Source organism: Sunxiuqinia dokdonensis (assembly GCF_001270965.1).
Lineage (GTDB): Bacteria > Bacteroidota > Bacteroidia > Bacteroidales > Prolixibacteraceae > Sunxiuqinia > Sunxiuqinia dokdonensis.
The window spans coordinates 38,058-64,140 of the sequence record NZ_LGIA01000018.1; the positions used below are offsets into that span (position 1 = coordinate 38,058).

Annotated in this window: 27 protein-coding genes; 10 read left to right on the top strand and 17 right to left on the bottom strand. The window is 42.1% G+C overall.

Going from position 1 to position 26,083, the window contains the following annotated elements; all coding sequences use genetic code 11:
* Window positions 1-145: 145 nt before the first annotated feature.
* Window positions 146-1,423, top strand: coding sequence for a PQQ-dependent sugar dehydrogenase (locus NC99_RS01755; RefSeq protein ID WP_053179223.1), 1,278 nt, complete (start codon window positions 146-148; stop codon window positions 1,421-1,423).
* 29 nt (window positions 1,424-1,452) lie between these two features.
* Window positions 1,453-1,911 (top strand): c-type cytochrome, encoded by a 459-nt coding sequence (locus NC99_RS01760; protein ID WP_204374867.1) that lies wholly within the window; start codon window positions 1,453-1,455, stop codon window positions 1,909-1,911.
* Here the strand turns inward: NC99_RS01760 and NC99_RS01765 are convergent.
* On the bottom strand, window positions 1,908-3,644 hold the full coding sequence (locus NC99_RS01765) for a cellulase family glycosylhydrolase (RefSeq protein ID WP_053179225.1): 1,737 nt from the start codon (window positions 3,642-3,644) through the stop codon (window positions 1,908-1,910). The genes NC99_RS01760 and NC99_RS01765 overlap by 4 nt on opposite strands.
* A 56-nt stretch (window positions 3,645-3,700) precedes the next feature.
* Window positions 3,701-4,435 (bottom strand): SIMPL domain-containing protein, encoded by a 735-nt coding sequence (locus tag NC99_RS01770; protein ID WP_053179227.1) that lies wholly within the window; start codon window positions 4,433-4,435, stop codon window positions 3,701-3,703.
* Between the two features lie 229 nt (window positions 4,436-4,664).
* Between NC99_RS01770 and NC99_RS01775 the strand changes: the two genes are divergently transcribed.
* The gene (locus NC99_RS01775; protein ID WP_053179229.1) at window positions 4,665-5,045 is read left to right on the top strand and encodes a hypothetical protein; all 381 of its coding nucleotides are present in this window, start codon (window positions 4,665-4,667) and stop codon (window positions 5,043-5,045) included.
* 350 nt (window positions 5,046-5,395) lie between these two features.
* On the opposite strand, the gene NC99_RS01780 is transcribed toward NC99_RS01775, so the two are convergent.
* The 14 genes from NC99_RS01780 to NC99_RS01845 all read right to left on the bottom strand — a co-directional run bounded on the left by NC99_RS01780 (window position 5,396) and on the right by NC99_RS01845 (window position 14,552).
* A complete protein-coding gene (locus tag NC99_RS01780) occupies window positions 5,396-5,854 on the bottom strand; it encodes a MarR family winged helix-turn-helix transcriptional regulator (protein ID WP_053179230.1) in 459 nt (152 codons plus the stop codon).
* 2 nt (window positions 5,855-5,856) lie between these two features.
* Window positions 5,857-6,216, bottom strand: coding sequence for a DoxX family protein (locus NC99_RS01785; protein ID WP_239684388.1), 360 nt, complete (start codon window positions 6,214-6,216; stop codon window positions 5,857-5,859).
* Window positions 6,217-6,238: 22 nt separating this feature from the next.
* A complete protein-coding gene (locus tag NC99_RS01790) occupies window positions 6,239-7,111 on the bottom strand; it encodes an SDR family oxidoreductase (protein ID WP_053179231.1) in 873 nt (290 codons plus the stop codon).
* 14 nt (window positions 7,112-7,125) lie between these two features.
* The gene (locus NC99_RS01795; protein ID WP_082326254.1) at window positions 7,126-7,716 is read right to left on the bottom strand and encodes a DsbA family oxidoreductase; all 591 of its coding nucleotides are present in this window, start codon (window positions 7,714-7,716) and stop codon (window positions 7,126-7,128) included.
* 168 nt (window positions 7,717-7,884) lie between these two features.
* Window positions 7,885-8,442, bottom strand: coding sequence for an NADPH-dependent FMN reductase (locus NC99_RS01800; RefSeq protein WP_053179234.1), 558 nt, complete (start codon window positions 8,440-8,442; stop codon window positions 7,885-7,887).
* A 24-nt stretch (window positions 8,443-8,466) separates the two neighbouring features.
* Window positions 8,467-8,916, bottom strand: coding sequence for a PaaI family thioesterase (locus NC99_RS01805; protein ID WP_053179236.1), 450 nt, complete (start codon window positions 8,914-8,916; stop codon window positions 8,467-8,469).
* Between the two features lie 125 nt (window positions 8,917-9,041).
* Window positions 9,042-10,004 carry a 2-hydroxyacid dehydrogenase gene (locus NC99_RS01810; RefSeq protein WP_158869012.1) on the bottom strand — a complete coding sequence of 321 codons (963 nt, stop codon included), beginning with the start codon at window positions 10,002-10,004 and terminating at the stop codon, window positions 9,042-9,044.
* Between the two features lie 72 nt (window positions 10,005-10,076).
* On the bottom strand, window positions 10,077-11,108 hold the full coding sequence (locus NC99_RS01815; protein ID WP_053179243.1) for an aldo/keto reductase: 1,032 nt from the start codon (window positions 11,106-11,108) through the stop codon (window positions 10,077-10,079).
* Window positions 11,109-11,130: 22 nt separating this feature from the next.
* Window positions 11,131-11,436 carry an LLM class oxidoreductase gene (locus NC99_RS01820; RefSeq protein ID WP_053179245.1) on the bottom strand — a complete coding sequence of 102 codons (306 nt, stop codon included), beginning with the start codon at window positions 11,434-11,436 and terminating at the stop codon, window positions 11,131-11,133.
* Window positions 11,437-11,576: 140 nt separating this feature from the next.
* On the bottom strand, window positions 11,577-12,062 hold the full coding sequence (locus NC99_RS01825) for a glutathione peroxidase (RefSeq protein ID WP_053179247.1): 486 nt from the start codon (window positions 12,060-12,062) through the stop codon (window positions 11,577-11,579).
* Window positions 12,063-12,082: 20 nt separating this feature from the next.
* Window positions 12,083-12,391: a hypothetical protein gene (locus NC99_RS01830; protein ID WP_053179249.1), complete on the bottom strand. Its 309-nt coding sequence runs from the start codon at window positions 12,389-12,391 to the stop codon at window positions 12,083-12,085.
* Between the two features lie 15 nt (window positions 12,392-12,406).
* Window positions 12,407-13,183: a DUF169 domain-containing protein gene (locus NC99_RS01835; protein WP_053179251.1), complete on the bottom strand. Its 777-nt coding sequence runs from the start codon at window positions 13,181-13,183 to the stop codon at window positions 12,407-12,409.
* A gap of 39 nt (window positions 13,184-13,222) precedes the next feature.
* Window positions 13,223-13,621 (bottom strand): pyridoxamine 5'-phosphate oxidase family protein, encoded by a 399-nt coding sequence (locus NC99_RS01840; protein ID WP_053179254.1) that lies wholly within the window; start codon window positions 13,619-13,621, stop codon window positions 13,223-13,225.
* Between the two features lie 4 nt (window positions 13,622-13,625).
* On the bottom strand, window positions 13,626-14,552 hold the full coding sequence (locus tag NC99_RS01845) for an oxidoreductase (RefSeq protein ID WP_053179257.1): 927 nt from the start codon (window positions 14,550-14,552) through the stop codon (window positions 13,626-13,628).
* Window positions 14,553-14,800: 248 nt separating this feature from the next.
* Here NC99_RS01845 and NC99_RS01850 point away from each other — a divergent pair, with 248 nt between their 5' ends.
* Complete coding sequence (locus NC99_RS01850; RefSeq protein WP_053179259.1) at window positions 14,801-17,638, top strand: PD-(D/E)XK nuclease family protein; 2,838 nt, start codon at window positions 14,801-14,803, stop codon at window positions 17,636-17,638.
* Here the strand turns inward: NC99_RS01850 and trmD are convergent.
* The gene (gene trmD / locus NC99_RS01855) at window positions 17,635-18,312 is read right to left on the bottom strand and encodes a tRNA (guanosine(37)-N1)-methyltransferase TrmD (protein WP_053179261.1); all 678 of its coding nucleotides are present in this window, start codon (window positions 18,310-18,312) and stop codon (window positions 17,635-17,637) included. The two genes, NC99_RS01850 and trmD, sit on opposite strands and share 4 nt — an antisense overlap.
* A 253-nt stretch (window positions 18,313-18,565) precedes the next feature.
* Here trmD and NC99_RS01860 point away from each other — a divergent pair, with 253 nt between their 5' ends.
* The 6 genes from NC99_RS01860 to NC99_RS01885 all read left to right on the top strand — a co-directional run bounded on the left by NC99_RS01860 (window position 18,566) and on the right by NC99_RS01885 (window position 25,995).
* The gene (locus tag NC99_RS01860; RefSeq protein ID WP_082326256.1) at window positions 18,566-19,024 is read left to right on the top strand and encodes an Hsp20/alpha crystallin family protein; all 459 of its coding nucleotides are present in this window, start codon (window positions 18,566-18,568) and stop codon (window positions 19,022-19,024) included.
* Between the two features lie 184 nt (window positions 19,025-19,208).
* On the top strand, window positions 19,209-21,437 hold the full coding sequence (locus NC99_RS01865; protein ID WP_082326257.1) for a DUF349 domain-containing protein: 2,229 nt from the start codon (window positions 19,209-19,211) through the stop codon (window positions 21,435-21,437).
* Window positions 21,438-21,572: 135 nt separating this feature from the next.
* Window positions 21,573-23,180: a CTP synthase gene (locus NC99_RS01870; RefSeq protein ID WP_053179265.1), complete on the top strand. Its 1,608-nt coding sequence runs from the start codon at window positions 21,573-21,575 to the stop codon at window positions 23,178-23,180.
* A 16-nt stretch (window positions 23,181-23,196) separates the two neighbouring features.
* Window positions 23,197-25,125 carry a membrane protein insertase YidC gene (yidC, locus tag NC99_RS01875; RefSeq protein ID WP_053179267.1) on the top strand — a complete coding sequence of 643 codons (1,929 nt, stop codon included), beginning with the start codon at window positions 23,197-23,199 and terminating at the stop codon, window positions 25,123-25,125.
* Between the two features lie 68 nt (window positions 25,126-25,193).
* Window positions 25,194-25,592: a thermonuclease family protein gene (locus NC99_RS01880; protein ID WP_053179269.1), complete on the top strand. Its 399-nt coding sequence runs from the start codon at window positions 25,194-25,196 to the stop codon at window positions 25,590-25,592.
* Between the two features lie 19 nt (window positions 25,593-25,611).
* Window positions 25,612-25,995, top strand: coding sequence for an antibiotic biosynthesis monooxygenase family protein (locus NC99_RS01885; RefSeq protein ID WP_204374868.1), 384 nt, complete (start codon window positions 25,612-25,614; stop codon window positions 25,993-25,995).
* The last annotated feature ends 88 nt before the right edge of the window (window positions 25,996-26,083 follow it).

Sequence of the window (26,083 nt, forward strand, 5' to 3'; positions counted from 1 at the left end):
CGAAAATCCTAAACAAATCAACTTGTGCCTTGTTTTCTTCTAAACGAAAAATTGCAGCTTGACGTTCTTTTTCTCTGAAGCTTTCAGAAAGTAGAATGTGCTGTAAGATATTGGTTTATAATTGTTTAAAAAAAGAAACTGTGTGATGAAGTTCATCAATCTTTTGCTGTTGGCGGTGGTGTTTGTGTCATGCAACAGTGGATCGCATAAAATTAATACCATTACGGCCGATTCGGACAACGGCGGATTGACCCTGCCCGAGGATTTTTGTGCCTTGGTAGTGGCCGACGACCTGGGCCCGGCCCGGCATATTCAGGTGAATGATCAGGGCGATATTTACATTTCGCTGAACCGGTTGCACAAGGGCGGCGGAATTGCCTGCCTGCGTGATACCACAAACGATGGCCGTGCCGATTTAATTCAATACTTTGGAAGGCATCACGGAACGGGAATTGCTTTCTGGAACAACCACCTTTATTTTGGATCGGACACCCTGGTGGTTCGATACCCAATGGTTTACGGCCAGCTTCTTCCTCACGACGGGGAGGAAATTGTAGTAACCGGCTTGCCGATCAATAATCAGCATGCTGCCAAACCCCTGACTTTTGATCAGGCAGGAAATTTATATGTGACGGTTGGTGCGCCTTCAAACGCCTGCATGGAACAAACCCGAACCAAGGGCTCGCCCGGCATGGATCCTTGTCCTTTGCTGGAACGGCATGGTGGGATCTGGCAGTTCCGGGCTGATCAATTGAAACAGGACCAGGTGGAAGACGGCCTGAGGTATGCCACCGGAATTCGGCACGCCGTAGCCGTTGACTGGAATGGCGCAGAAAATACCTTGTATGCCTTACAGCACGGGCGCGATCAGTTGCACCAGTTTTTCCCGGAGCTTTATGATGAGAAGCAAAGTGCTGAGCTCCCGGCAGAGGAGTTGCTACTGGTTGAAGAAGGATCGGATTTTGGATGGCCGTACTGTTATTACGATCCCATTACACAGCAAAAAGTGTTGGGGCCCGAATATGGTGGCGATGGAACTGAGGTGGGCGTGTGCGCTGCCAAGGACGATCCGATTTTGGCTTTCCCCGCACATGTGGCACCCAATGATTTGCTTTTCTATACGGGCGACATGTTCCCCGAACGGTATCAGAACGGCGCATTCATTGCGTTTCACGGTTCGTGGAACCGGGCGCCCGAAGTGCAGGAAGGCTACTACGTCGTTTTTGTTCCCTTTGAAGGGAAGATTCCGTCCGGGGACTGGGAAATATTTGCCGATGGATTTGCCGGTGTTAGTCCGGTGAACAGCCCCGCCGATGCTCAATATCGTCCGTGTGGTTTGGCGCAGGGACCCGACGGTTCGTTGTTTGTTACCGACGACGTGAAAGGGCGCGTGTGGCGGATCATGTATAATCCGGCCAATTAATTCAATTTATAAATGAAAATGCATTCGTAGTGAGACAGTTCTATTTTTATTCAATCATGTTATTCGTCTTCGTACTTGGTTCTTGCAGCGGAAAAAAATCTGCGAACAACAATCAAGAACAATCTGAAAATCCGAAAGAATTATCTGACGTGACCGGCACCCAAGCTCTGGGAGAGCCACATCCGGGAAAGGCGGTCTATCAAAAATATTGCCTGACTTGTCACCAGTCCGATGGTTCTGGAGTTCCAGGCATGTTTCCTCCACTCAGTCCAAACGAATGGATTGCCGATAAGGACAAGATGATTGAATTGATGTTAAACGGACAAAGTGGAGAAATTACGGTAAATGGTGAAGTGTACAACAGTTTGATGCCTGCCCATGACTTCTTGTCTGATGAGCAGATTGCCGATGTGATTTCGTATGTGCGAATGAGTTTTGGTAACGATTTGGAAGCAGTAAGCCAAGAAGAAGTGGCAGCAGCCCGTTAAAAACGGGGTGACGCTTGTTTGATGAGTTTGCCAGCCTGCATTTTTCCTCTTGATTGCCAGCGAATAATGTAGCGTCCGGTGGGAAGCTTTTCCAGGTTGATTTGCTGGCTTAAAGGCATTTGTTGCTGCCAAATCAGGCTGCCTTGATAAGTATGCACGGAGATGATGCTGGCGCTATCGGCGGTAGAGAAGTTAACGAGTCCGCTGGTTGGGTTTGGATAAAAAAAAGAGGTTTGTACAATCGTGTCCGGGCTTTCTGTCACGAAACTAACTTCGTATAAAGCAACTTCGTGCAGGATAACCGGGATTTTCGAATAACCTAAATCCAGAACCAGCCGTGCCTGGTTGTCCGTGCTGCTTGGCATTTGAAAATTTATCGTGAAAAGTTGTGGTGCCGGGCCTAAATTTAAAGTTTCATATCCGCTGTAAGAATTCCAGGGATCACGGTTCATACCTGCGTAAGCCGTGATGGAACGATTGGTTTCGGCCGTGGCGAGGATTCGGATTTCGTAGGTCTTTCCTTCCTCTAGCAGCAAGCCCGGATAGGCCAGCTGGATGTGCCACGCTTGTGTTCCCCCGTTTTCAATGTCGATGGTCAGAACTCCCTGGCTAACCAATCCTGCCGAGGAAGCGCCATTCGAGTTGTTCAGGTTCCACCCTTCCCAATCGCCATCGTTTTGAAAATCAGTTTTAAAAAGTTCTTCGAAATTTACTGGTGTCGGTTCGGGCATCTCGTTATGGAGCAGTGCATCAACAAGTTCGGTGTAAAACGACTGGTTTGCCCGATCGTAGATTCCAAATCCTGCGCTGTATTCCCAATAAGCCCAGCTAAAGTCCTGCGACTCGAAATAGCGCGCCAAATAAGTTGTCCAGCGTGCCCGCGATTCCATATCGGCTTTGGAGTAGGCGCCAAATTCGCCCACATGAATCGGTATTTGATGGGTTTCGCGATACTGAATGGCTGGGGCAAAATCTGACTGAATCTGTTGCCGCTCACTTTCGGTGTCCATCCATCTGGTTCCGAGCCATTTCTGTGCTTCATCGCCCGACCATTCAGCTCCCTGATGTGTGAAAGAAAAAGGATTATAATAGTGAATGGTCAAAATGAGGCGGTCGTCGGCGGGCAGTTGCAATTTTGATAAGCCGCCCAGGCCGCCCCATTCGGCAGTGCCAACCAACAGAAATCGGGTCGGGTTGCTGCTTCGGATTGTATGAATGGCATCAGCCAAAAAAAGATTCCATTTGGAGGCGGTCAGTTGGCCATGCGGTTCGTTCAAAATTTCAAAAATCAGATGGTCCGGATAATCCGAGAAATAGCTGGCGATTTGATCCCACATGGCTAAAAAGCGTGCTTTTTGATCATCCGGCTGCTCAAACAGCGCTTCGTGGTGGTGCATGTTGATAATGACATGAAGCTGGTGTTCAAGTGCCAAATCGACAACATGCTGAATTCGCTCCAAAAATAAAGGGTCAATCGTATAAGGCGATTCAGCCATGCTTCGGGCGGCGGTTTCCCATCGAATGGGAATGCGCACATGATCGAAGCCCAAATCGGCAATTTGTTTCAGGTAATTGTCCTGAAAAGGGTTGCCCCAGGCTGTTTCGTCCGGGGCTTCAAATATATTGCCCAGGTTGATTCCCCGTCCAAGCATCGCATTCTTTTCAAAGGCTGGTGATTGCGAGAAGGCCGACGCGGAAAATAGTAGCAGAAAAATAATCATCGAAGTTTTCATCGTTGAATTGGTTTACGGGTTGCAAACGATGTCAAGTTGCAATCGTGTTCCCGAAATTACGGGTTTAGCAGTTCCACAGGATGTCCTTCGATGGCAAATCGGGCAAAAACTTTGTATGTCAATTTGATTTTTTTGAAGGAGATGGCCGGTTCATCCGCAATTTCAAGTTCGTCATTCTGAAAAGAAGCCACGCCTCTGATCATCATTTTTTCAGCAAAGGGCTGGCTGTAATTTTCGCGTTCCTGAATAAATAAGGCCCGGCCAACTTGTTCATCTACAGCTTCTAGCAGATAAGAAGCTTTCTCTTTGGCATTTTTGATCGCTTTTATTTTTACCTCTTTTTTGAAATCTTCCATCTCGCTGTGATCAACCCGTTGAACGTGCGCATTGGCTGCGTCAATCTCATCCAGAATTTCCCAAACATCGGCAAGTTCCTGCGTCGAGCTGACCTCTATAATAAAATCTTTTGAAGCCAGCACATCCTTATTTTTTCGTTTGATGGTTACAAAGTTGGCGTCAGCATCAGCCAGCGAAAGCTTGGACAGGTCAAATTTATTGACTTTCAGATGCTGTTTCATCTTTTTCTCCAGGTCTTCAATATTGATTTTGGTTTTCCCGTCGTATCGTTCTTTCAGGGTAAATTGAAGAAAAATTTCGTTCGGAACAATTTCCAGTTCACCCTCTCCGGTTACTTCAATATAAGGAGTTGAATGCAAGGGGTTGGGTTCTGTTTGTGCAAAACTACTCACCGAAAAAAGAAGGAGGATCAAAATTAGTTTACTTGCTTTCATGATTGATAATTTTATTGTTTCTAATGGATTCATTTTTATAGTTGAAAGATCTTTTTGGCCAGCTAAATTTAAGTATTATCCTTAACAAAAATGAGTCCAATCGTAGTCTTGCATATTGAATTTCTTTTAAGTGGTTAGATTCGTGTCTATGAAAATCGGCGGAGCGAAGAAGAGAAAGTGTAAAAACATTTTTCTAATTTTATCAAGTCATTGAAATAGTGCTCCGATCATGAAAAAGAAACATAAAATAGTATCAATTCTACCGCTATTTCTATTCGTTTTTATTGTCTTACTCGTTAAATCCAATTTTGATAAGAAAGAATATATTTCATCATCTCCCTCAACACAACATCCGACCAGTTCCAAGGACTTTGATTTTCCAATATCAAATTCCTCTCAACATTATGATAGTCTTCAGGATATTCACCCCCTGGATAGAAATGAAATTTTGGAAAAAAATCTTAAAGGCTATAGGGAACAGACCTATTGGGGGAATGAGCATCCTGTTGATGAAAAAGTAAGACATCTTGATAACGATGAATTCAAAGACTTTGTAGAGGACGAAATTGTAGCAAAGGATATTGATGTTTATTGGGGGGAAGAATATTAAACCATGTTATCTTTTCTCTTTGCCTTCTGATATTTCGAATATTTGATTATTGCTTTTTGCTACCCTTATTGTGAAGTTTCCTTGGGATAGTAATACACCCACATTTTATCATGTTGATATAGAGGCTGTTCAGGGCCATAATTAATGTTGAAATACTCATGGCTGTAATCAGTCCATTCTCCTCCTAAAAATCTTGCATCCAGTGTTTTGATTAATTCAGGCCTATTATCCGGAATTACTTGAATAATGGCAATAACCAAAAGTACAAGTACTATAATTATTAATCGTCTGAACCCTTTCCTTTGTCTATGGTCAAGTTGGTTATACCAGTAGTATTACCACCATGTGCATTATTCTTTATTCTCTCTTATTTTATCTATCAAGTAATTCAATTGTTTAACTTCGTCCATAGATAAATTTTTCAATAAAGTATCGGCTTTCTGTTCACAATTGAACATCTTATCCAATAATACCAAGCCCTTTGTTGTAATTTCGACAGATTTTTGCCGCCTGTCGTCCGGATTTTCCTTCCGGCTAAGCAATCCTTTTTCAAAAAGTCTGTCAACAATTCGGCTTACATCCGAATCTTTGTCAAGCATTCGCTGTTTTATAAAACCAATAGAAAGAGGTGCCTGGGAACGAAAACCACGAAGTATTCTTAAAACGTTGTACTGCTGTTCGGCAAGTCCGCGTGCTTTAAGGGACTTATGAAACTCATAACTTAACAATTTAGCAGTATATATCAAATTGATAAGTCCCTTGTGGTATTCATTCCGAAACCTTCCATTAATTTCTTCTTCGATAGACATTTTTATTTTAGTTTAAAAAAATTAGGATTTCTTAAATAGAAACCTACCCATACAAAAAGAAGAACAACCACTGGCATTGCAATGCTAGTAGCACCTGTCATATGGATGATAATGGCCCCTCCCATGTAAGAACTCAATAGTAAAGTTCCAAACTTATTTGTTTTTGGAAACAAGAACAATAAGGCAGAAACAATTTCACCAAGGGCAATAATAATTCGCCAATCGGCTAAGTTCATTTGTTCCATTTGTTCGGGCTGAAGGAATAATTTCCCAATTGCACTAAATAAATAGAGTGCTGTTAATGAGCCTGCAATTACCCATGCGGCTATTTTTCTTGTTTTTGAAATTTCTGTTGTCATCATTTTTAAATTTAATGGGTTATGACTATTTTTTGAAAGTTTCTGATAGGAAGGTTTTAACATCGGTTGCATTTCGTCCTAATAAATTATTAAGATCTTTACTTGGAACATCCATTGCATTTTCGCTAAAGGCAACTGCAAAAGCGGCAACCATATTAACTGCCTGTTCAGGCATATTATGTTTTGATAATTCCTGCTTATAAGTTTCCACATCGGGCGAGATATAGCTAATTTTCTTTCCTGAAATTTCAGTAAGACAATCGGCTATTTCGCGAAACGAAACGGTTGTTTCACCGCCAATATTGTACGATTTATTTCCGTGCCCTTCGGTTGTAAGCACATTGGCAAGGGCTTCTGCTATTTCATTTCGCAGAGCAAAGTTTACTTTTCCTTTGCCTGCTGGTAGAAAAATAGTTTGGGTTTCCAACACGTTGGTTCCGATAAAATCAGTAACCATATCCATGTAAAAGCCATTTTTAAACAACGTATATGGAATCCCTGTCTGTACTAAATGTTTTTCTGTTTCCACATGGTCTTTGGCAATAAACCACAATGCGGAATTTGGATCGTCTTTCTGGCGGATAAAACTGGTATAAACAATGTGCTTCACACCGGCTTCTTTAGCGGCATTAATGGCGTTGATATGCTGCGCTGAACGGTTGATTAGCTCACTGGCTGAAATAAGCAAAAGTTTATCGATTCCCTGAAAAGCTTTTACCAGGGATTGGTAGTCATCGTAATTGCCAATTCGTACATCAACCCCTTTTTCTGCTAAGGTTTTTGCCTTTTCGCTGTTGCGGGCCAAAGCCGCGATACTATTTGCCGGAATTTTTTTGATTAAAAAATCAATGGTTGCACCTCCTAAGTGTCCGGTTGAACCTGTTATTAAAATTTTCATGTGTTTATAAATTGTCAACTATTATTCTGAATGAATTCCCGAATTACTTCAATGGGCTGGGCCCCAACCAGTACTTTATTGTTTAAGATAAAAGTTGGTACACCAGTAATTCCCAGCATTTGTGCTTCTTTTGAACTTTCGTCCACCTTCTTCAGGTTGGCTTCGTCTTCAAGGTATGTTTTCAACTCCTGAGTATCTATTCCTACTTCTTCAGCAATATCCAATAAAACAGTGATTTCGCCAATATTTTTGCCGTCCTCAAAATTTGCTTTGAACACGGCTTCATGAAATTCAGGGAATTTGCCTTTCTCGCTGGCAAAGTTGTTGGCTGCAAGGCTTAGCTTTGAGTTTGCCAGTAATTTGCCATTTAATTTCATTCCAACATCTTTCCCGAAATTTTCAATGTATTGCTTCATTTGCCCCGCATCGTGGTTCTTAAAATATTCAGCTGTCAACTTACCTTCTTTTGGCGTATCGGGGTGTATTTCAAAGGGGCGCCAATGCACATCAAAATCCAATTCGTTTTGCAAAATTCTTAAACGTTTGGATCCGATAGTGCAAAACGGACAAATATTGTCGGAATAGATTGTTACTACTGATTTCATGCTTTTTGTTTTTTAACATTAATACCATTGGGTTATCCGAATTTATAGCCCGAAACATTAACTCCCATTAATGTTCCCGCAGGGTCACCCATAGCATCGTCCATCACATGCCATGGGCCACCACCGTGAGGGATGAAATATACAGGCATATTTTTCATAAATCTGTAATTATTTTCTTAGTGTTTTTAAAGCATTTCCCCAGCTATTCAATTGGTCTAACATTGTTTTTAAGTTGTCAGAATGTATTGGTACAGGTTTAAAAACACTAAAGTTTTCGAAATCGGTAAACAACGACAGCAATACTTGATTGCGAACATGAGCTACTTGTAATTCACTCAAAACCAGCCGAAGGTGCTCCACTGCTCTTGCACCACCTGCAGAACCATAACTTACAAAACCGGCCGCTTTATTGTTCCATTCAGCATACAAATAGTCCAATGCATTTTTTAAGGCGCCGGGTATCGAGTGGTTATATTCTCCGTTGACAAATATAAAAGCATCGAGCGATTTAATTTTTTCTGCCCAGGCTTTTGTATGTTCATTCGAATATTGGCCAAAGGAAGCCGGATAAGCTTCATCAAGCAAAGGTAAATTGTAGTCTTTAAGGTCAACTAATTCATATTCTGCATCATTTCTTTTTAATGCAAAATCATATACCCATTTAGCAACTTGTTCAGCGTTGCGTCCCGGACGGGTACTACCTGTGATAATTCCAATTTTGATCATAACTTGCTATTTTAAATTGTTAGTTTATAAACCGATTCTTTCATTCGGTACTTTCACAAAAATTCCCTTTGAGTCGGCAAAAAGCCTCTGGTTTTTATCAACCATTTTCCCAATTATGTAAATTTTCCTACCTTCCGTTTTTTCGACTTGAGTAATAATATATACAGTTTTTTCGACAGGTAAAGGTCTGTGATAATTTACAGTTAAGCTGGCAGTAACAGCAGGCATTTTGTTCAAAAAAGATACCGCTCCCATTGTTTCATCCAATACAGATGCAATGGCGCCACCATGAACAATTCCCGGAGCTCCTTGTGTTTCAACATGAAATAAAACTCTGGCGTAAAATTTTAACGAATTCTCATCACGATAGTATTGTAACTCGATGTATTTCTGTTGCTTACCAGAAACAAACGAATAGGTATAGGAATTCATGTTATAAGGTGTCAAATATTGAAATTCATCCGGGATCTTCATGTGTTTATAATTTGTTTTTTAATTGACAGATCCAGATGGGCTCCCAAATAATTATTCCTCTGTGTAAAAAAGATTTCCTCATATTCGTTTCATTTTATTTCCTTTTAAAATTACACTCTATGGGATTAATTAATCAATCCCACTATTTTTTCATTATTAATAAACCTTATCACATTTTTGGCTGCCTTTTCAGTTCCTTTTAGGATTGCATCATCAACCATGGCCGAATTATGCGGCGAACCAAGTAAATTTGGCAATTCGAAAAAAGGGTAGTTGATCACGAACTTGCCATATTTAAACGGTTCTACCCACCAGGCATCAATGCCGGCATAAAAGTTTGGATGACTTTTAAGGTGTTCATAAAGGTCCTGCTCATCTAATATCTGTCCTCTTGCAACATTTATCAATACTGCATCATCTTTCATTATTTCCAGTTTATGTTTGTTTATCAATCCGTTTGTTTCATCATTAAGCGGGCAGGCAATTAAAAGAATATCACAATTTTTAAGCACATAGTCCAGGTCTTTCAAAGTTCCGATAAACTCAACCTCTTCATCGGTCTTGCCTGTTTTATTTAATGCAAGAATCCTTACGCCGAAAGGATTCATCAATCGAGAGGTAGCTTTTCCAATTGAGCCAAAACCAATAATCCCAAGTACCGCATTATTCACCGATTTTGTAAAACTCTTTAGTTGATTAAATTTTTCTTCGGCCAACTGATTGTGATAAACAAATAACCTTTTGGATAAGGCAAGCATCATGGCAGCAGCATGTTCTGCCATGGGGGAAGCATAAGCTCCCTGGTTGGCGGCGATTTTTATTTCTTTGGGGAACGATTCTAAATTAATATGATCGTAACCGGCAGATAGCAGTTGAATAAACTTCACCCTTTCAGACGTTATTCCGGCGCTAAAAAGTCCTTCTTGTTCCGGATTCCACGATAATATAATATCTGTATCAGATAGAAGGTTACCCCGCATGTCAGCGGGATAATCTTCCATAAAGATAATTTCTGCATCTTTGTCAAAGCAAATTTCCAGCAAGGTCCTTTGCCCGTTCATTGTTCTAAAAGTTACCAATATCTTCATCTGTTCAAATTTTGCTATTAAGCGCTCCGGCAACATATACTGAGCAGTTAATCAATGATTTGCTTTAATTTATTAAAAGAAATTTTCAACACTTGTTCTGTCCATATAGGTAAATTGGAGCATCCAATGCGGATAAATTGGGTTTAATTTGCTCAGTTCATCCAATCGGCTTACTTCCTCTGGGCTCATTTCCCAGTTTGTAGCTTGCAGGTTGTCTTCCAATTGATGCGGTTTGGTGGCGCCAATTAAAACAGACGAAACCGCTGGTTTTCGGAGCAGATAATTTAATGCTGCCTGCGAAATGCTGGCTTTGTGGTTGTTGGCAATTTCTTCCAGGGCATCAACAATAGCATAGCCTTTATCCAAATCTATCGGGATAAAGTTTTGTTGTTCATTGGTCCTTCTGGAATCTTCGGGCATGGGTTTGTCTTTCCGGTATTTTCCTGACAAGAAACCACCTCCTAGCGGCGACCATGGCGTTAATCCCAGACCCTGATCCCGGAGCAAAGGAACCAATTCATATTCTACATCTCTCGAAATAAGCGAATAAATAGCTTGCAGCGAAACAAATTTTTCAAAATGATTTTCTTTCGATACGGCCAATGCTTTCATCAACTGCCATGCCGTGAAATTACTCGCACCGATGTACCTCACTTTTCCCTGATGAACCAAATCCGATAAAGCTCCCAAAGTTTCTTCAAGCGGGGTAATCGGATCAAAACTGTGCATCACATAAAGGTCGATGTAGTCGGTACCCAATCGTCTTAAGCTCTGGTTACAGCTATCGATGATGTGTTTGCGCGACAAGCCAACATCGTTGATATCCTTGCTCATCCGACCCCTTACTTTGGTGGCAAGCACAATTTCATTGCGTTTCTCTTTAATGGCTTTTCCAAGGATTTCTTCGGATTGACCGTGTGAATAAACATCTGCCGTGTCAAAAAAGTTAACGCCGGCATCAAGCGCCATATCCACTAATTTTTTACTGCTTGGATAATCCAAAGCACCTACTACTTTCCAGTAGCCATCACCGCCAAAACTCATCGCTCCTAAGCAAAGTTCGGATACCATTAATCCTGATTTTCCTAATTGTCTGTACTTCATTTTTTTTGTTTTTAAGTGTAGATTATTTAAAAATAAAATGTTTATGTAATTCTATTATTTGTTGGTCAAAAGGGGAGAAACTATAATTCTTGATAAAGTTTCCATCTTTTAAATCATTGAAATTGCCTTTTTCAAATTGCACAAAAACAAAATCAATAAACTTACGCATTTGGTTTGCTCTTTCTTCGGTTTCGGCACAAACTACCTGAACGGCAACTATTACCTGAGGTTCAGTATTTTCGGCTGATGGTTTAAAATTCTTCCGGTATGTTTCTGCCACTTGTGGACTGACAAAACCGTTTATAAATTTGGCAATGCTAAGTGCCATTCCAAATTTAGCGGCAATTAAGCTGCTTATGCCACTGGAACTTAGTATCCATTGCGATGGAATTGTAGTTGCTCGCGGTGTCGCGAGCAGCGAGCCGTATTTAGTGGCCGCCGTATCCTTGAAAAAATGTTGTATGTATTCTAACTGTTAATCAATTTCAAAATGTCTTCCTCAATTTTTTCCGGTTTATCGGTCGGGGCAAAACGCTTTACCGGATTACCATTTTTATCGATTAAAAATTTGGTAAAATTCCATTTGATGCGATTTCCAAGAAAACCACCTTTTTTACTTTTTAGATAAGCAAATACCGGATGTGTATTCTTCCCGTTTACATCAATTTTTTCGGTAAGCTGAAAGGTTACTCCGTGATTGATTTTGCAAGCTTCTTCCACGGTTTCATTTGTTTCGGGTTCCTGGTTCAAAAACTGAGCGCTTGGAAAACCCAACACAACCAAACCTTTGTCTTTATATTTTTGATGCAATGTTTCCAAACCGTCAAATTGCGGGGCAAGCCCACATTTTGTAGCTGTGTTGACTATCAATACAGTTTTGCCTTTGTAGCTTTTCATTTCAAGGATTTCGCCATTGGGCTTTTTAGCTTTTAGCTGATAAAATTCGGATTCCATGATATTTCTCTTTTTAATGTTTACATTGTTGCTTTATTTGAAAAGGCAATGCTTAGCATAATGCTTATCGTTATTATGCCCAAAAAGAAAACAACCAGAGACAATTTATTTTGATGTGATATTTTGCCGTACCTAAAAAGCAAATACCCAACTGTAATGTTGAACAAACCCCATATTACATTCATTGTTGGCGCCGAAAGGCCCTGTCCGGGTGGGTCAGCAAATGGTGATGGAAAAGGATTGCCGGAAATTCCATTCACAAAATGGGGTACTGCATTTGCAAGAAACATTCCTGCAAAAAACGCTGCTACATAATGATACCACTTCATGTTTTTTTGTTTTATTTAATTGTTCCTTTCCATTAAATTCATCCAGACTTCCTTTTTCAGAAAACTACCATCTACGTTTTCTTCCATCTTCAAAAACATGGGAAAGGGCACTGCGAACGAAAGAATGTCCTTATCTACATGACGGCGTGCAGAGATGTCTGTCAGCCCAATGACTGCGCGAGGCTCGGCTGACTTACCTTCGGCATACGGCATAATCCCAATGGTATGGCAACCTGCTCCAAAAGGTATGATCACGCTTTGTCCGGTTCCTCGTTCGTAGTTGGCAAGGACAGACAGGGCTGATAACTGTTCAACATTGGCCAGAAAGACCACCACTTCAGGGGTTTCTTCTTCTGTCAACTGATCCAGTGGCTTAAAAACAACATAAGTTGTCGGCACTTCGGTCATAGGCAAGGCATCCACGAACTTTTTGGCAATTTTGGGGGATTTGAAATATCCCTCTCCTTCATCGAGGGGTGTCGATGTCCTGAAACCAGCAGCCTCCGGCGATTTTGCAAACTCTTTATTCCCGGTAGAAATATAACACTCAATTCCTCCGGGGAAGTTGACATATTGATTGCCAAACCCCAATCCGACTCCTCCACCGAGGCAGCCAAAAGTTTTTCGGTCGAAAGCAGCAGTGCGTCCTTTGGCCGCAGCGATAAACATAGTTACCACGCATCCCCAGCGGCCTTCTTTAAACTGCATCGCGTTCTCAGGTTTATCATCAGTGAACAAAACGGCTACCGGCGAATACTTCATACCGATTGCCCTGGCTATTTTACTTTCCATTGTTTTATCAATTTTTAAAATTTCATGATCAATTCTAATCTAATCAATTTTTTTACCGGCCGTAGGTCCAGGCTTAAGCGTATGTATTTCTGCTATGTTAATGACTACAACTGCTCTGGGTTTGGGCATTCCCATTTTTACCGACATGGCAGCCGACTGTTCATATAAATCTCCACTTTCGTGTAAAATAGCCTCTCCAACAAACCTATATCCATCAAGAATATCCCTGTTTACAACAGCCACGGAAACTTTTGAACCTCTTTTAATATTTTCATAGGTGGCACCACCAGTACCTTCTGAAAATATAAGAGAATTGTCCGATAACACCCGGGTTGAACGTTTTGGCGCAACATTCGGATAACCATCAGCATCTACAGTTCCAACGAAACACTGCTGTGTGGCAATCATGTCTTTCATTTCTTGTGTAAGTGTGCTCATTTTTTTAAAAATTATAGTTAATGTCAGTTAATTTTTCAGACAATTTCCAAAGTTGTTTCGCATCTTCGGTGTTGTACGATGCAGGGATTGATTTAACCTTTACGGGTGAACCTTTCATTTCATTAAAACCATTGGGGCCATAATAATCGCCGCCTTGTACATTCGGGTCAACTGCCGCTCTCAATTGAGGCAAAGCACCCATTGCCGCGCTTTGAAGAAAAAACGAAGACAGCGGTTTGAGCAAACGATAGTAGAATTTACCTTCGATGAATCGCATCAGGTTGGTTTGTGATACGCCTGGGTGCGCTGCAACGGCAATGCTGTTGATGTTGTTTGCTTCGAAACGCCTTTGGAGTTCATAAATGAACAGCAGGTTTGCCAATTTAGAACGCCCGTATGCTTTCATGGGCGTATAACCGTTGCCATTAGCAAACATAAAATTGTTAAAACCCATCTTTCCGCTTTTATGGGCAATGCTACTTGTAGAAACTACCCTTGATTTTGGGGTTTTTACAATTAAGTCTTTCAGCAGTCCGGTGAGTGCAAAATGTCCCAGATGGTTAGTCCCGATTTGGCTTTCAAAACCGTCTTTGGTCAGTCCGTAAGGAGGAATCATGATACCCGCATTATTCAGAAGAACATCCAAACGGTTGTAATTTTCTTTAAATTTATCGGTGAAATTCCTTACTGATGATAAATCCATCAAATCTAACGGCATAATCTTTATTTTGCCATTTGGCTTATTTTTCATGATTTCTGCCCTTGCTACTTCGCCCTTTTCAACTGAGCGACAAGCCATTATAACTTCTGCGCCGTTTTGAGCGAATGCTTTTACCGATTCGTAGCCTAAACCGCTGTTTCCTCCGGTAACAATTATTACCTTTCCCGTGAGATCAGGAATATCAGCCGTTGTCCATTTTTCGTTTTTCATTTTTCTTATATTTAATAGTCTTCAATGGTACTATTTTTTGTTTTCACCAAAAGGTCATCTTAAATTCTAATGCAAATATATGTATAAACTTTTAATGTTTAAACATACAACTTAAAAATAAATTAATTGCTTTCACGTATGTAAATTTCAGCATCTAATTAATTTTGTGTTATCTATTTAGCAGAGACAGACAAAATCTTTTCTGGTCGGCTAAATTTAAGTATTATCTTTAACAAAAATAATTCTGCATGACACCATTTTTAACGCAAGTTGCCCGCTATTTATATTCAACCTACGGTTCTGATCTGCACCAGATTTCGCTGGTGTTTCCGAGCCGACGTGCCAGTGTTTTCTTTCATGCCTATCTGAATGAACTGGTGAAATCGCCCATCATTGGCCCCGAAGCGATCACAATCGATGAATTGGTTTCACGGATGTCGGGGATGCAAATATCAGACCAGATTAGTTTGATCCTGCATTTGCACCGGGTGTATGCTGCTGAAACGGGACATGATGAAAGTCTGGACGATTTTTTCTTCTGGGGCGAAATTTTACTCAACGATTTCAACGATATCGATAAGTATCAGTTGGATGCGACCGATTTGTTCCGAAATATCAAGGATATCAAAGAAGTTGAAACGCGTTTTGATTACCTCACAGCAGAACAGAAAAAAGCCATTGAAGCTTTTTGGGGAAATATGGGCCGCACGGAAGGCTCGGTGAACCGGGAGAAGTTTATGGCCGTTTGGAATAAGCTACCGGCCATTTATCAGCGTTTCCGTGCGGAGTTGCTCCAACAGAATCTTGGTTATACCGGACTGGTTTACCGGCAATTGGTTGACGCGTTGACTGAAGGGGAACAGAATTTGCCGGACGGCGGTCCGTTTGTCTTTATTGGCTTTAATGCTTTGAATCGATGTGAAAATACGCTTTTTCGACGTTTTCAAGCGGCTGAGAAAAGCCTGTTTTTTTGGGATTACGATGATCAGTTTTTGAATGATCCCGCGCAGGAAGCCGGCCTTTTTATCCGTCGAAACCGGGTTGAATTTCCGTCGCCGGCAGATTTTGTACTCGACGACGGTGCGCAAAAGAAGCAAACAATCAGCGTGGTTTCGGTGCCGGGCCAAGTGGCACAGGCGCAAATTATTCATGATTCAGCCTTATTTCAGAAAGAAATCAAGGCCAGCCGTTTCGATGATACGGCACTGGTGCTATCAGACGAAAATTTGTTGGTACCGGTTATTTCCTCGGCAGGCGCACGCTTCAGGCAAATCAACATTACCATGGGCTACGCGCTTCAGAATACGCCTGTTTACAGCCTTTTTTCGCTGCTGATTGATTTGCAAAAAAACAGCAGAAAGCTGAACGGTGAGCCTGCTTTTTATCATCGTCCGGTGCTGGCATTGCTCAAGCACCAGCTCATTGCCAGCGACGAAACCAAAGGCTTGGTGTCCGAAATTCGAAGTAAAAATAAAATCCATGTGGCACAGTCCGATCTAAGTCGGAATGCTTTATTGGAATTGATCTTTTCTGTGCAAGCCAACTGGAAAACTTTTGCTGACTATTTGATGGAGATCATTCGGCATTTGGGTTTGCGTTTTTCTGGTGGCGAAGAAGATCCTGCCCGGCTCGACGGGGAATATCTTTATCAAGCTTATTTGTCCATTCAGCGTTTAATGGATACACTGGATGAACTGGCTGGCCCGAAGATTTCGTTGCCCTTGTTTTTCCGCTTGCTCATTCAGCATTTGCAGCGGGTGTCTATTCCTTTTGAAGGGGAGCCGCTAACCGGATTGCAGGTCATGGGTTTTCTGGAAACGCGCCTGCTGGATTTTAAAAAGGTGGTGCTTTTCTCGGTCAACGAAGGTAAAATGCCCAAGTCGACACCCGTGCATTCGTTTATTCCCTATCATTTGCGAAAAGCCTTTGGACTGCCGGCTTACGAAGAGCACGACGCCATGTATGCCTACTACTTTTATCGCTTGTTGCATCGCGCCGAAGAAGTGGTGCTGGTGTATAACTCAGCCACCGATGGTTTAAATTCGGGCGAAATGAGCCGGTACCTTTTTCAGTTGAAATATGATTCGGAAGCCAAACCGAAAGAATATTACTTCGACTTCAATTTTAAATCGTCCGGAAACAGGCCCATTGCTATTCCGGCCACCGCGGCCCACCAGGAAAAATTGCTGCGAAATTACACCACGCGTAAGCTGAGCCCAAGTGCCCTGAATACCTACCTCGATTGTAAATTGAAGTTCTATTTTAAACACATTGCCTTTATTAAAGAGTCGGACGATGTGCTGGAAGATGTGGATCCGCGCTTGTTCGGCAACCTCTTTCACTACGCCATGGAATTGCTTTACCGCGATTTTGTTGGGAAAGAAGTGCAGAAAGATCATTTAAAAGCTTTGCTGGTCAATAAGGCAAAATTGGAACAGGTCATCCGCGCCGCCTTCGCCAAAGAATATTACAAGGATAAGGAGTTGAACGAGGTGAGGATAAGCGGTAAAAATATTCTGGTAAAGGATCATTTAGAGACATACCTGAACCAGTTGTTGATGAACGATTTGGCATTTGCTCCTTTTAAGGTTATTGCTTTGGAAGGCCAATACGAGTCCGCCTTTGATGTGGCGGCCGGGAACGGCAAGCAACAAATTTTGTTGGGTGGAACGATTGATCGGATTGATGAAACCCCGCAAGGTATTCGGATTATCGACTACAAAACCGGACGCCACTTGAGCCTGAGTTTTAAAGATGTCGCCCAGTTTTACGAGCGTGATGGCAGCAATCGACCCAAAGAAATTTTTCAAACGCTGGTTTATTCCGAAATTTTCAGGCGTTCAACCGGAGCCGGCGATTTGTTACCGACAATTTATAAGATTGATGATTTCTTCCATGATGAATTTCATCCCGAGGTCATCTTCCAAGGTCATCCGTTAAATTATCGCGATGTTGAAGGCGATTTTCGCTTGAGTTTGGAGGAGCTGCTCAATGAGATGTTTAGCGTAGGGCAGGTTTACAATCAAACTGAAGATGACCGAAAATGCCGCATGTGTCCGTACAATGTCATTTGCCGTCGCACTTAATCTTTGAGCAGGTCGGGGCGAAGTTGTTTGGTGCGTTCGTAGGCCTGTTTTTCTTTCCATTCGTTGATTTTTCGATCGTTGCCGCTAATCAAAACATGGGGCACTTTCCAGCCCTTGTAGTCGGCAGGCCGTGTGTAAACAGGCGGACTCAGCAGGTTGTCCTGAAACGAATCGGTCAGCGCCGATGTTTCGTCCGAAATTACCCCTGGAATCAGCCGGACAATGCTGTCGGCCATCACCGCTGCGGCCAATTCTCCACCAGTCAGAACGTAATCGCCAATCGAAATTTCACGGGTAACCAGATGTTCGCGAACGCGTTGGTCCACACCTTTGTAATGACCGCAAAGAATCATGAGGTTTCCTTTTAGTGACAGTTGATTGGCGATTCCCTGGGTGAATTGCTCACCGTCGGGACTGGTGTAAATAATTTCATCGTAGTGGCGTTGCGCCTTTAGATGTTCGATCGCCGCTTCAATGGGTTGAATCGTCATTACCATGCCGGCACCGCCGCTAAAAGCGTAATCATCGGTTCGCTTATGTTTGTCGGTAGAAAAATCACGGATGTTGTGCACGTGTATTTCAACCAAACCTTTTTCTTTTCCTCTTTTGATGATGGAGTGATTAAACGGGCTTTCCAATAATTCCGGAACAACCGTTAAGATATCGATGCGCATGATTGTAAATTTTGTGCAAAAGTAGCAACATTTAGCAAATTCAAAGCGGTGATTTTTTCGTTTGTAATATCTATTTATGTGTATAAGATGCCATATTGACACTTAATTTTATTGAATTTCGGAAATTATGACTGGTTGTTCAAAGGTGAAGCAAAAGTTTTGTCCGATTTTTTGAGCTGGAATATAATTTGAAAAAGGACAGCCAGAAACAATAAAATATTATCAATACAAACAATTAAGGAGGAAACAAATTATGAAATTAGTAAATGTTAGTCGTCCGGTTTATCGCACAAATCCAGTAGATTCTTTATTGAATGATTTTTTTAAAACCAACTTGGCATCAGACCGTTTGGAGAAGGCTGAATTAGCATATAGCCCTTCGACCAATGTATTGGAAAGTGAAACGGAAATTGCATTGGAACTTCTGATTCCGGGGTTTTCAAAAGACCAAATTGAGCTTGCTGTTGAGAATAATGTTTTGACCGTGAAAAGTGAACTCAATGAGGATAAAGATGCTGACGCCGAAGAAGCCAAAACACTGAAATATTCGCGGATCGAATTTGAAAAGCGGAATTTTGAGAAGAAGTTCCGATTGTCGGACAAGCTGAACCAAGAGGAGATTCATGCTGAAGTTAACAACGGAATACTTAAAATCACCATTCAAAAGAAGAAAGAGGCCATACCGGTAAAGCGCCAAATTGAGATTGCCTAATCAGCTTCAGTCTGATATCATAAACAAATGCTACTTAAATAAGTGGCATTTGTTGTTTCTGATCGGATGTTTTTCTTACTTTATTGCTGATTTCTTTGAGTATTCGTACATTATATTCTATTTTCGTATGCAAATAGGGAGCCTAATTCTCTGAGAGTTACTTAGTAATTTAAAAATTTATTACATGACACCTGAAGACCTGAAAAACTCAAACGATGAGTTAAAAGCAACATCCGAAGAAAAAGGTGCTGCTCATACGCCAGAATCGAACCCGGAAGCCAGTTCGGCAGAACAGCCGGAGCAACCAGAAAAATCGGCAGCAGAATTGGAAAACGTGCCAGCTGCAGCTGAGGTACCATCCGAATCGGCTGAAGAACAAAAGCCAGTTGATGCTGAAGACGGAGATTCCGTTCGTGAAGAACCACCGATTGAAGCGGCCAACCAAGCTGATCAACCTGAGTCGTCAGCCGAAGGTTCGGATGCCGAAACTGAAAGTTGCGAGAAATTGGCAGAGCCGGATGATCAGCTTGATCGGGAAGGTGAGGCTGAATCGGAACCAGAAAAGGCGGTAGCGGAAGTTGCCGGTAATTCTCCGGTCGAAGCAGCAGCAGTTGCAGATAAAGCCGAGGAAGACAAAATTCAGGAGAAAACAGCAGAACAGGCGCCCGAAAAAACAGCACGTGCAGCGGTTGATTACACGGCCCTGAACGAAGTGGAGTTGATTAATGCCCTGCGTGAGTTGCTTGAAAAGCATGCAGACGAAGATATCAAAGCCGATCTCGACAGCATTAAAATCAATTTTTATAAAAAACATCGTGCTGTGGCCGATGCCGAGAAAAAGCAGTTTCTCGAAGATGGAGGCAACGAAGAAGATTTTGAGCCTTCAAATGCGATTTACGAGGATGATTTGCGGAACTTGTTGCGTGATTTCAGACAGCTTCGGAATAAGCAACACCGGCAGTTGGAGGATGAGAAGGAAGAAAATTTGCAGCGAAAGTATGAGATTATTGATGAAATCAAGAACCTCGTTAATCGCAAGGAATCAATCAACAAAACATTTCAGGAATTTAGGGATCTGCAGCAAGAATGGCGTGAAATTGGTTTGGTGCCACAATCAAAATTGAAGGATTTGTGGGAGACCTATCACCACCATGTTGAGAATTTCTACGATTATATAAAAATTAACCGCGAACTGCGGGATTTGGATCTGAAAAAGAACCTGGAGTTGAAACTTGTTCTTTGCGAAAAGGCCGAGGAGCTGTTGGTCGAGCCATCGGTGATCAAGGCTTTTAATATCTTGCAGAAATACCATGAGCAGTGGCGCGAAATTGGCCCGGTTCCCCGCGATAAAAAAGAGGAATTATGGGAACGTTTTAAAGCAGCTACTTCCAAAATAAATAAGAAACACCAAGGTTATTTTGAGGGCCGGAAACAGGAGCAGAAGAAAAATCTGGAAGCGAAGGCCGCCTTGTGCGAAAAGGCAGAGGAGATCGTAAATTCGGCGATTACAAACCATCGGGATTGGGATAAAAGATCGCGGGAACTGGTTGAACTTCAGAAAGTATGGCGTACCATTGGGTTTGCACCCAAAAAGGACAACAACCGGATTTACGAACGATTCAGGACTGCCTGCGATCAGTTTTTCGATGCCAAGCGCGAGTTTTATGCGCAGAACAAAGAATTGCAGATGAATAATTTGCAGTTAAAAACTGATTTGTGCGTTCAGGCTGAAGCCTTGAAGGACAGCACTGACTGGCGAAAAACCACCGATGAATTTATCCGAATCCAGAAAAAGTGGAAAGATATCGGGCCGGTGTCCCGCAAACATTCCGATCCGATTTGGAAACGGTTTCGGGCAGCCTGCGACTACTTTTTCGATAACAAATCGAAGCATTTTCATCATGTTGATGAAGAGCAGATCGAAAATCTAAACCTTAAAAAAGCTTTGATAGAGGAGGTTAAGGATTATAAGCCATCAAAAAGCGAAGATGTGAATCTGGAAAATATCAAAGAGTTTCAACGTCGCTGGACGGACATTGGGCATGTTCCGTTTAAAGATAAGGACACGGTTCAAAATGAGTTTCGTGATGCGGTAAACGCCCATTTCGATAATTTGAAGATTGATGATCAGAAAAGAAGCTTGCTGAAGTTCAAAACAAAAATTTCCAATATTTCCGGAACAAGTAGGGGAAACAATAAAATGCGCCACGAACGCGACAAATATGTCAGTAAATTAAAGCAGATGGAAAGTGATTTGATTTTACTGAACAATAATATCGGATTTTTTGCCAACACCAAGAATGCGGAATCGCTGATTGATGATGTGAACAAAAAAATACAAGACACGGAGGAGAAGATCGAGTTCCTAAAGGAGAAGATCAATATTATTGACTCCATGGACGACGAAGATTAACTTCAAGAAAACTGACCCGCTGATTTTAGCGGGTTTTTTAATGGTTAATTCTAATTATAATGAGCCCAATTTAAAGCGCAATAATTTTTATTGACTAACTTTGTGCGTTTTTAGGAACTATTAAACTATACGATTTTGTCAGCAACCAAGTACATCTTTGTAACAGGAGGTGTGACCTCCTCCTTAGGAAAAGGAATTTTGGCCAGCTCATTGGCTAAGTTATTGCAATCCAGAGGCTATTCTGTTACCATCCAAAAATTGGATCCTTATATTAATGTTGATCCGGGAACTTTAAATCCGTATGAACATGGCGAATGCTTTGTGACCGATGATGGGGCCGAAACGGATCTGGATTTGGGGCACTATGAGCGATTTTTGAATGTGCCGACCTCGCAGGCAAATAATGTGACGACCGGACGAATCTACCAGTCGGTGATCAACAAAGAGCGTCGGGGAGATTATCTTGGAAAAACCGTGCAAATCATTCCGCACATCACCGATGAAATTAAGCGAAAAATTAAGTTTCTGGGCAATAAGCGTAATTACGATATTGTGGTTACCGAAATTGGTGGTACCGTGGGCGATATTGAATCTTTGCCCTACGTGGAAGCTGTTCGCCAGCTGAAATGGGAGCTCGGCTCCAATGCGCTGGTCATTCACCTCACTTTGGTGCCGTATCTGGCTGCTTCGGGCGAGTTGAAAACCAAGCCAACGCAGCATTCCGTTAAGATGCTGCTCGAAAATGGGGTTCAGCCCGACGTGTTGGTTTTGCGTACCGAGCATGATTTGGGAATCAGCATCCGCAAAAAAGTCGCCCTTTTCTGTAATGTTGATATTGATGCCGTTGTGCAGTCCATTGATGTTCCGACCATTTATGAGGTTCCTAATAAAATGCTGGAAGAGAAGCTCGACCTGACCGTTTTGAAAAAGCTGAAGCTACCCGCAAAAAACGAACCGGACCTGAAAGAGTGGAACGAGTTCTTGCGGAAACACAAAAATCCGGAACAGGAAGTAGAGATCGGTCTGGTCGGTAAATATGTGGAATTGCAGGACGCTTACAAGTCAATTGCAGAAGCTTTGGTACATGCCGGCGCCACCAACCGGGCAAAGGTCAATTTGAAGTGGATTCATTCGGAAGAACTTACACCGGAGAATGTTGAAGAGGAGTTGGAAGGTCTGGATGGCGTGATTATCGCACCTGGATTTGGACATCGTGGAATTGAAGGGAAAATTAAAGCCACCCAGTATGTTCGCGAAAACAACATTCCATTCCTGGGAATTTGCTTGGGAATGCAAATCGCCGTGATTGAATATGCACGCAATGTGCTGGGAATGACTGGTGCTGACTCGACGGAGATGAATGATAAAACCACGGCTCCGGTCATTGCACTGATGGAGGACCAAAAAGGCATTTCGGAAAAAGGCGGCACCATGCGACTTGGCGCTTACGATTGCCACATTGTCAATAAGAAATCAAATTTTTATAAAACCTACGGAAAAACCGAGATCCGCGAACGTCACCGGCATCGTTACGAGTTTAACAACCATTACCTCGACGCCTTTAAGCAATCGGATATGAAACCCGTTGGAATTAACCCGGATACGGATTTGGTTGAAGCGGTAGAAATTATGAGCCACAAATGGTTTATTGGTGTTCAGTTTCATCCGGAGTACAGCAGCACAGTTTTAAATCCGCACCCACTATTTGTCGCTTTTGTAAAAGCAACACTAAGCTCTAAATAAAGAAAAAATATTAAGAATGGATAAGAATACGATTATCGGGATTGTTCTGATTTTTACCATCCTCATTGGATTTAGCTATTTGAATAAACCTTCGGAAGAAGAGATTGAAGCAGCGAGAAAAAGACAGGATTCCATTGCACAGGTCGAGGCATCGCGGGCCAAAGAGGCTGAAGCTCAGGCTCAGATTAGGGAAATGGAGCAAGAAGCTCAGCTTGAGGACGCCACCGAACCAGATTCGTCTGTGGTTTCAAAAAAAGCGACCGATCAATTTGGCGCTTTTGGCCAAGCGGCTTCAGGCGAAGAGCAATTCATTACCCTGGAAAATAACCTGATGAAACTGACCATTTCAAACAAAGGAGGTAAGATTTATTCGGTCGAACTGAAAGGTTATCAAACTTACGATTCGCTTCCGCTGATGTTGTTTGAAGGCGATGACAATTTGTTTGGTTTTAACTTCTTTTCTGAAAACCGCAGTATACGGACTGACGATTTGTATTTTGAGCCTTCCTTGAACCAGGAACAAATTGTTGTAAGTGGTCCCGAAGTTCCGATCGGAAAAGAAGGGCGTTTGAAATTCAATGAAGAACATGGCGGTCAAAGCCAAACGCTGAGTATGCGACTGAATGCCGGAAACGGTCGGTACATCGAGTACGAGTACACACTGGATTACAATTCCTGGTTGGTTGGTTTTAATGTCAAGAATGTCGGCCTGAATGAGTTGTTATCAAGAAATACGAATTACCTGAACTTTAACTGGGCATTTGCAGCACCACGGCAGGAGCGAAAGTCACAATATGGCGAAGACCGCTACACGACCATCAGTTATAAGTTTTTTGAAGACGATGTTGAAAAACTAAGCGCGGCTAAATCGAGTGAAGAAACCTTAAAAACCAAGGTGAAATGGATTAGTTTGAAACAGTTGTTTTTTAACTCTACCATTATTGCTGACGAATCGTTTCCAACGGCTGATGTGCGTTACGAATACCTGGAAGATGATCCCAAGTATGTGGGGCGCTATTTTGCCGATATTGCTTTCCCTTACGATGGCAGTCCGCAGGAAAATCATAGCATGCAGTTTTATTTTGGGCCGAACCATTACACCACGCTCAATCAGTATGATTTGTCGCTGGAACGGCTGATTGACCTGGGCTATGCCGTAGTTCGCCCGGTTAATAAATACCTGATTATTCCAACTTTCAACTTTCTTCGGAAATACATCGATAATTTTGGAATCATCATTCTATTGCTGACCGTTTTCATCAAGCTGATCGTTTTTCCATTCACCTATAAATCGTATATCTCGCAAGCGAAGATGCGGGCTTTGAAGCCGGAGATTGACGAGCTGAATGAGAAGTTTAGCAAAGACAAGCCGATGGAAAAACAACAGGCAACCATGGCTCTGTATAAAAAAGCCGGGGTAAATCCGATGGGGGGCTGTTTACCAATGTTGTTGCAATTCCCGATTCTGATTGCCATGTTCTTTTTCTTTCCAACGTCTATTGAATTGCGCCAGGAAAGTTTCTTGTGGGCCACCGACTTGTCCTCCTACGATTCCATCTTGAGCCTGCCGTTTACTATTCCATTCTATGGCAATCATGTCAGCTTGTTTTGTTTGCTGATGACGATCACAACGGTTATTTCAACGAAAATGAATTCGCAGGCGGCAACCAGCCAGCAAATGCCGGGCATGCAAACCATGATGTACCTCATGCCGGTGATGTTCCTGTTTATTTTGAATAATTATTCATCGGGCTTGAGTTATTATTACTTCCTGGCCAACGTCATTACCATCGGACAAATGTACTTGTTCCGCCATATGATTGATGAAGATAAAATCAGGGCGCAGCTGCAAGCCAATAAAAAGAAAGGGCCGGTTAAGAAATCCAACTTCCAGAAACGACTGGAAAAAATGGCCAAAGAAAAGGGAATGCAACTTCCAAAATAATATTTAAAATGCTGTCAGTTTTGACAGCATTTTTTGTAAATTATCGTTCGTAACTAAAAAAACAAACGATGTATCAATATCAGGCTGAAATACAACGGGTAGTTGATGGCGACACTTACGACATTGACATTGACCTGGGATTAAGTGTGTGGGTTCGCAATGAGCGGGTTCGCCTTTATGGCATAGACACACCGGAAGTATATGGTGTGAAAAAAGATTCAGATGAATACTTGCTTGGAGTGGCTGCTTCCGACTTTGTCAAATCACTCATTCGAAAAGGAACATTGGCTGTGGTGGAAACCATCAAGGACAGCAAAGGAAAGTACGGTCGATACCTGGTCGTCATATACATTCGGGTTCCCGAGGAATTATTGGCCGGACACGAAAGCATCCGCGCGATTGGAGATTTTTACTGCCTGAATGATTTGCTGGTGGCCAAAGGACTGGCAGAACCTTATTTCCTTTAGCTTGGATAATTAAAAAACTATGACTGAAGCTTGTGTCACAACAACTACGATCAATATGATTGCACAAACTCCCCAGCCTCCGTATTATGCTGTAATATTTAGCTCGCTGAGAACGGCTGTTGATGATGTGGAATACGCTGAAATGGCCGAAAAAATGGAGAAGCTTGCACGGCAACAGTATGGATTTCTGGGAATGGAGTCGGCCCGCAATGAACTGGGAATTACCGTTTCTTATTGGAAGGATATGGACTCAATAAAAAGCTGGAAAATGAATGCTGATCACCTGTTTGCCCAGCGAATGGGACAGGAGCGATGGTATAAATACTATACGACACGAATTGCCCTGGTCGAACGCGACTATGCATTTGACAACAACAACAACACTAAATACCAACGAGAATGAATAAACTAATTTTTTTAATGGTCGTGGCGACAGGTGCATTTCTGAGTTCTTGCACCACGAAACCCAAACAAGAGGAAACGATGAAAAG

Excerpts from the sequence above, each read along its gene's own strand:
- NC99_RS01755 (WP_053179223.1), top strand. The coding sequence starts at position 146 with ATGAAGTTCATCAATCTTTTGCTGTTGGCGGTGGTGTTTGTGTCATGC.
- NC99_RS01765 (WP_053179225.1), bottom strand. The coding sequence starts at position 3,644 with ATGAAAACTTCGATGATTATTTTTCTGCTACTATTTTCCGCGTCGGCC.
- NC99_RS01770 (WP_053179227.1), bottom strand. The coding sequence starts at position 4,435 with ATGAAAGCAAGTAAACTAATTTTGATCCTCCTTCTTTTTTCGGTGAGT.
- NC99_RS01775 (WP_053179229.1), top strand. The coding sequence starts at position 4,665 with ATGAAAAAGAAACATAAAATAGTATCAATTCTACCGCTATTTCTATTC.
- NC99_RS01780 (WP_053179230.1), bottom strand. The coding sequence starts at position 5,854 with ATGTCTATCGAAGAAGAAATTAATGGAAGGTTTCGGAATGAATACCAC.
- NC99_RS01785 (WP_239684388.1), bottom strand. The coding sequence starts at position 6,216 with ATGATGACAACAGAAATTTCAAAAACAAGAAAAATAGCCGCATGGGTA.
- NC99_RS01790 (WP_053179231.1), bottom strand. The coding sequence starts at position 7,111 with ATGAAAATTTTAATAACAGGTTCAACCGGACACTTAGGAGGTGCAACC.
- NC99_RS01795 (WP_082326254.1), bottom strand. The coding sequence starts at position 7,716 with ATGAAATCAGTAGTAACAATCTATTCCGACAATATTTGTCCGTTTTGC.
- NC99_RS01800 (WP_053179234.1), bottom strand. The coding sequence starts at position 8,442 with ATGATCAAAATTGGAATTATCACAGGTAGTACCCGTCCGGGACGCAAC.
- NC99_RS01805 (WP_053179236.1), bottom strand. The coding sequence starts at position 8,916 with ATGAAGATCCCGGATGAATTTCAATATTTGACACCTTATAACATGAAT.
- NC99_RS01810 (WP_158869012.1), bottom strand. The coding sequence starts at position 10,004 with ATGAAGATATTGGTAACTTTTAGAACAATGAACGGGCAAAGGACCTTG.
- NC99_RS01815 (WP_053179243.1), bottom strand. The coding sequence starts at position 11,108 with ATGAAGTACAGACAATTAGGAAAATCAGGATTAATGGTATCCGAACTT.
- NC99_RS01820 (WP_053179245.1), bottom strand. The coding sequence starts at position 11,436 with ATGGCACTTAGCATTGCCAAATTTATAAACGGTTTTGTCAGTCCACAA.
- NC99_RS01825 (WP_053179247.1), bottom strand. The coding sequence starts at position 12,062 with ATGGAATCCGAATTTTATCAGCTAAAAGCTAAAAAGCCCAATGGCGAA.
- NC99_RS01830 (WP_053179249.1), bottom strand. The coding sequence starts at position 12,391 with ATGAAGTGGTATCATTATGTAGCAGCGTTTTTTGCAGGAATGTTTCTT.
- NC99_RS01835 (WP_053179251.1), bottom strand. The coding sequence starts at position 13,183 with ATGGAAAGTAAAATAGCCAGGGCAATCGGTATGAAGTATTCGCCGGTA.
- NC99_RS01840 (WP_053179254.1), bottom strand. The coding sequence starts at position 13,621 with ATGAGCACACTTACACAAGAAATGAAAGACATGATTGCCACACAGCAG.
- NC99_RS01845 (WP_053179257.1), bottom strand. The coding sequence starts at position 14,552 with ATGAAAAACGAAAAATGGACAACGGCTGATATTCCTGATCTCACGGGA.
- NC99_RS01850 (WP_053179259.1), top strand. The coding sequence starts at position 14,801 with ATGACACCATTTTTAACGCAAGTTGCCCGCTATTTATATTCAACCTAC.
- trmD (WP_053179261.1), bottom strand. The coding sequence starts at position 18,312 with ATGCGCATCGATATCTTAACGGTTGTTCCGGAATTATTGGAAAGCCCG.
- NC99_RS01860 (WP_082326256.1), top strand. The coding sequence starts at position 18,566 with ATGAAATTAGTAAATGTTAGTCGTCCGGTTTATCGCACAAATCCAGTA.
- NC99_RS01865 (WP_082326257.1), top strand. The coding sequence starts at position 19,209 with ATGACACCTGAAGACCTGAAAAACTCAAACGATGAGTTAAAAGCAACA.
- yidC (WP_053179267.1), top strand. The coding sequence starts at position 23,197 with ATGGATAAGAATACGATTATCGGGATTGTTCTGATTTTTACCATCCTC.
- NC99_RS01880 (WP_053179269.1), top strand. The coding sequence starts at position 25,194 with ATGTATCAATATCAGGCTGAAATACAACGGGTAGTTGATGGCGACACT.
- NC99_RS01885 (WP_204374868.1), top strand. The coding sequence starts at position 25,612 with ATGACTGAAGCTTGTGTCACAACAACTACGATCAATATGATTGCACAA.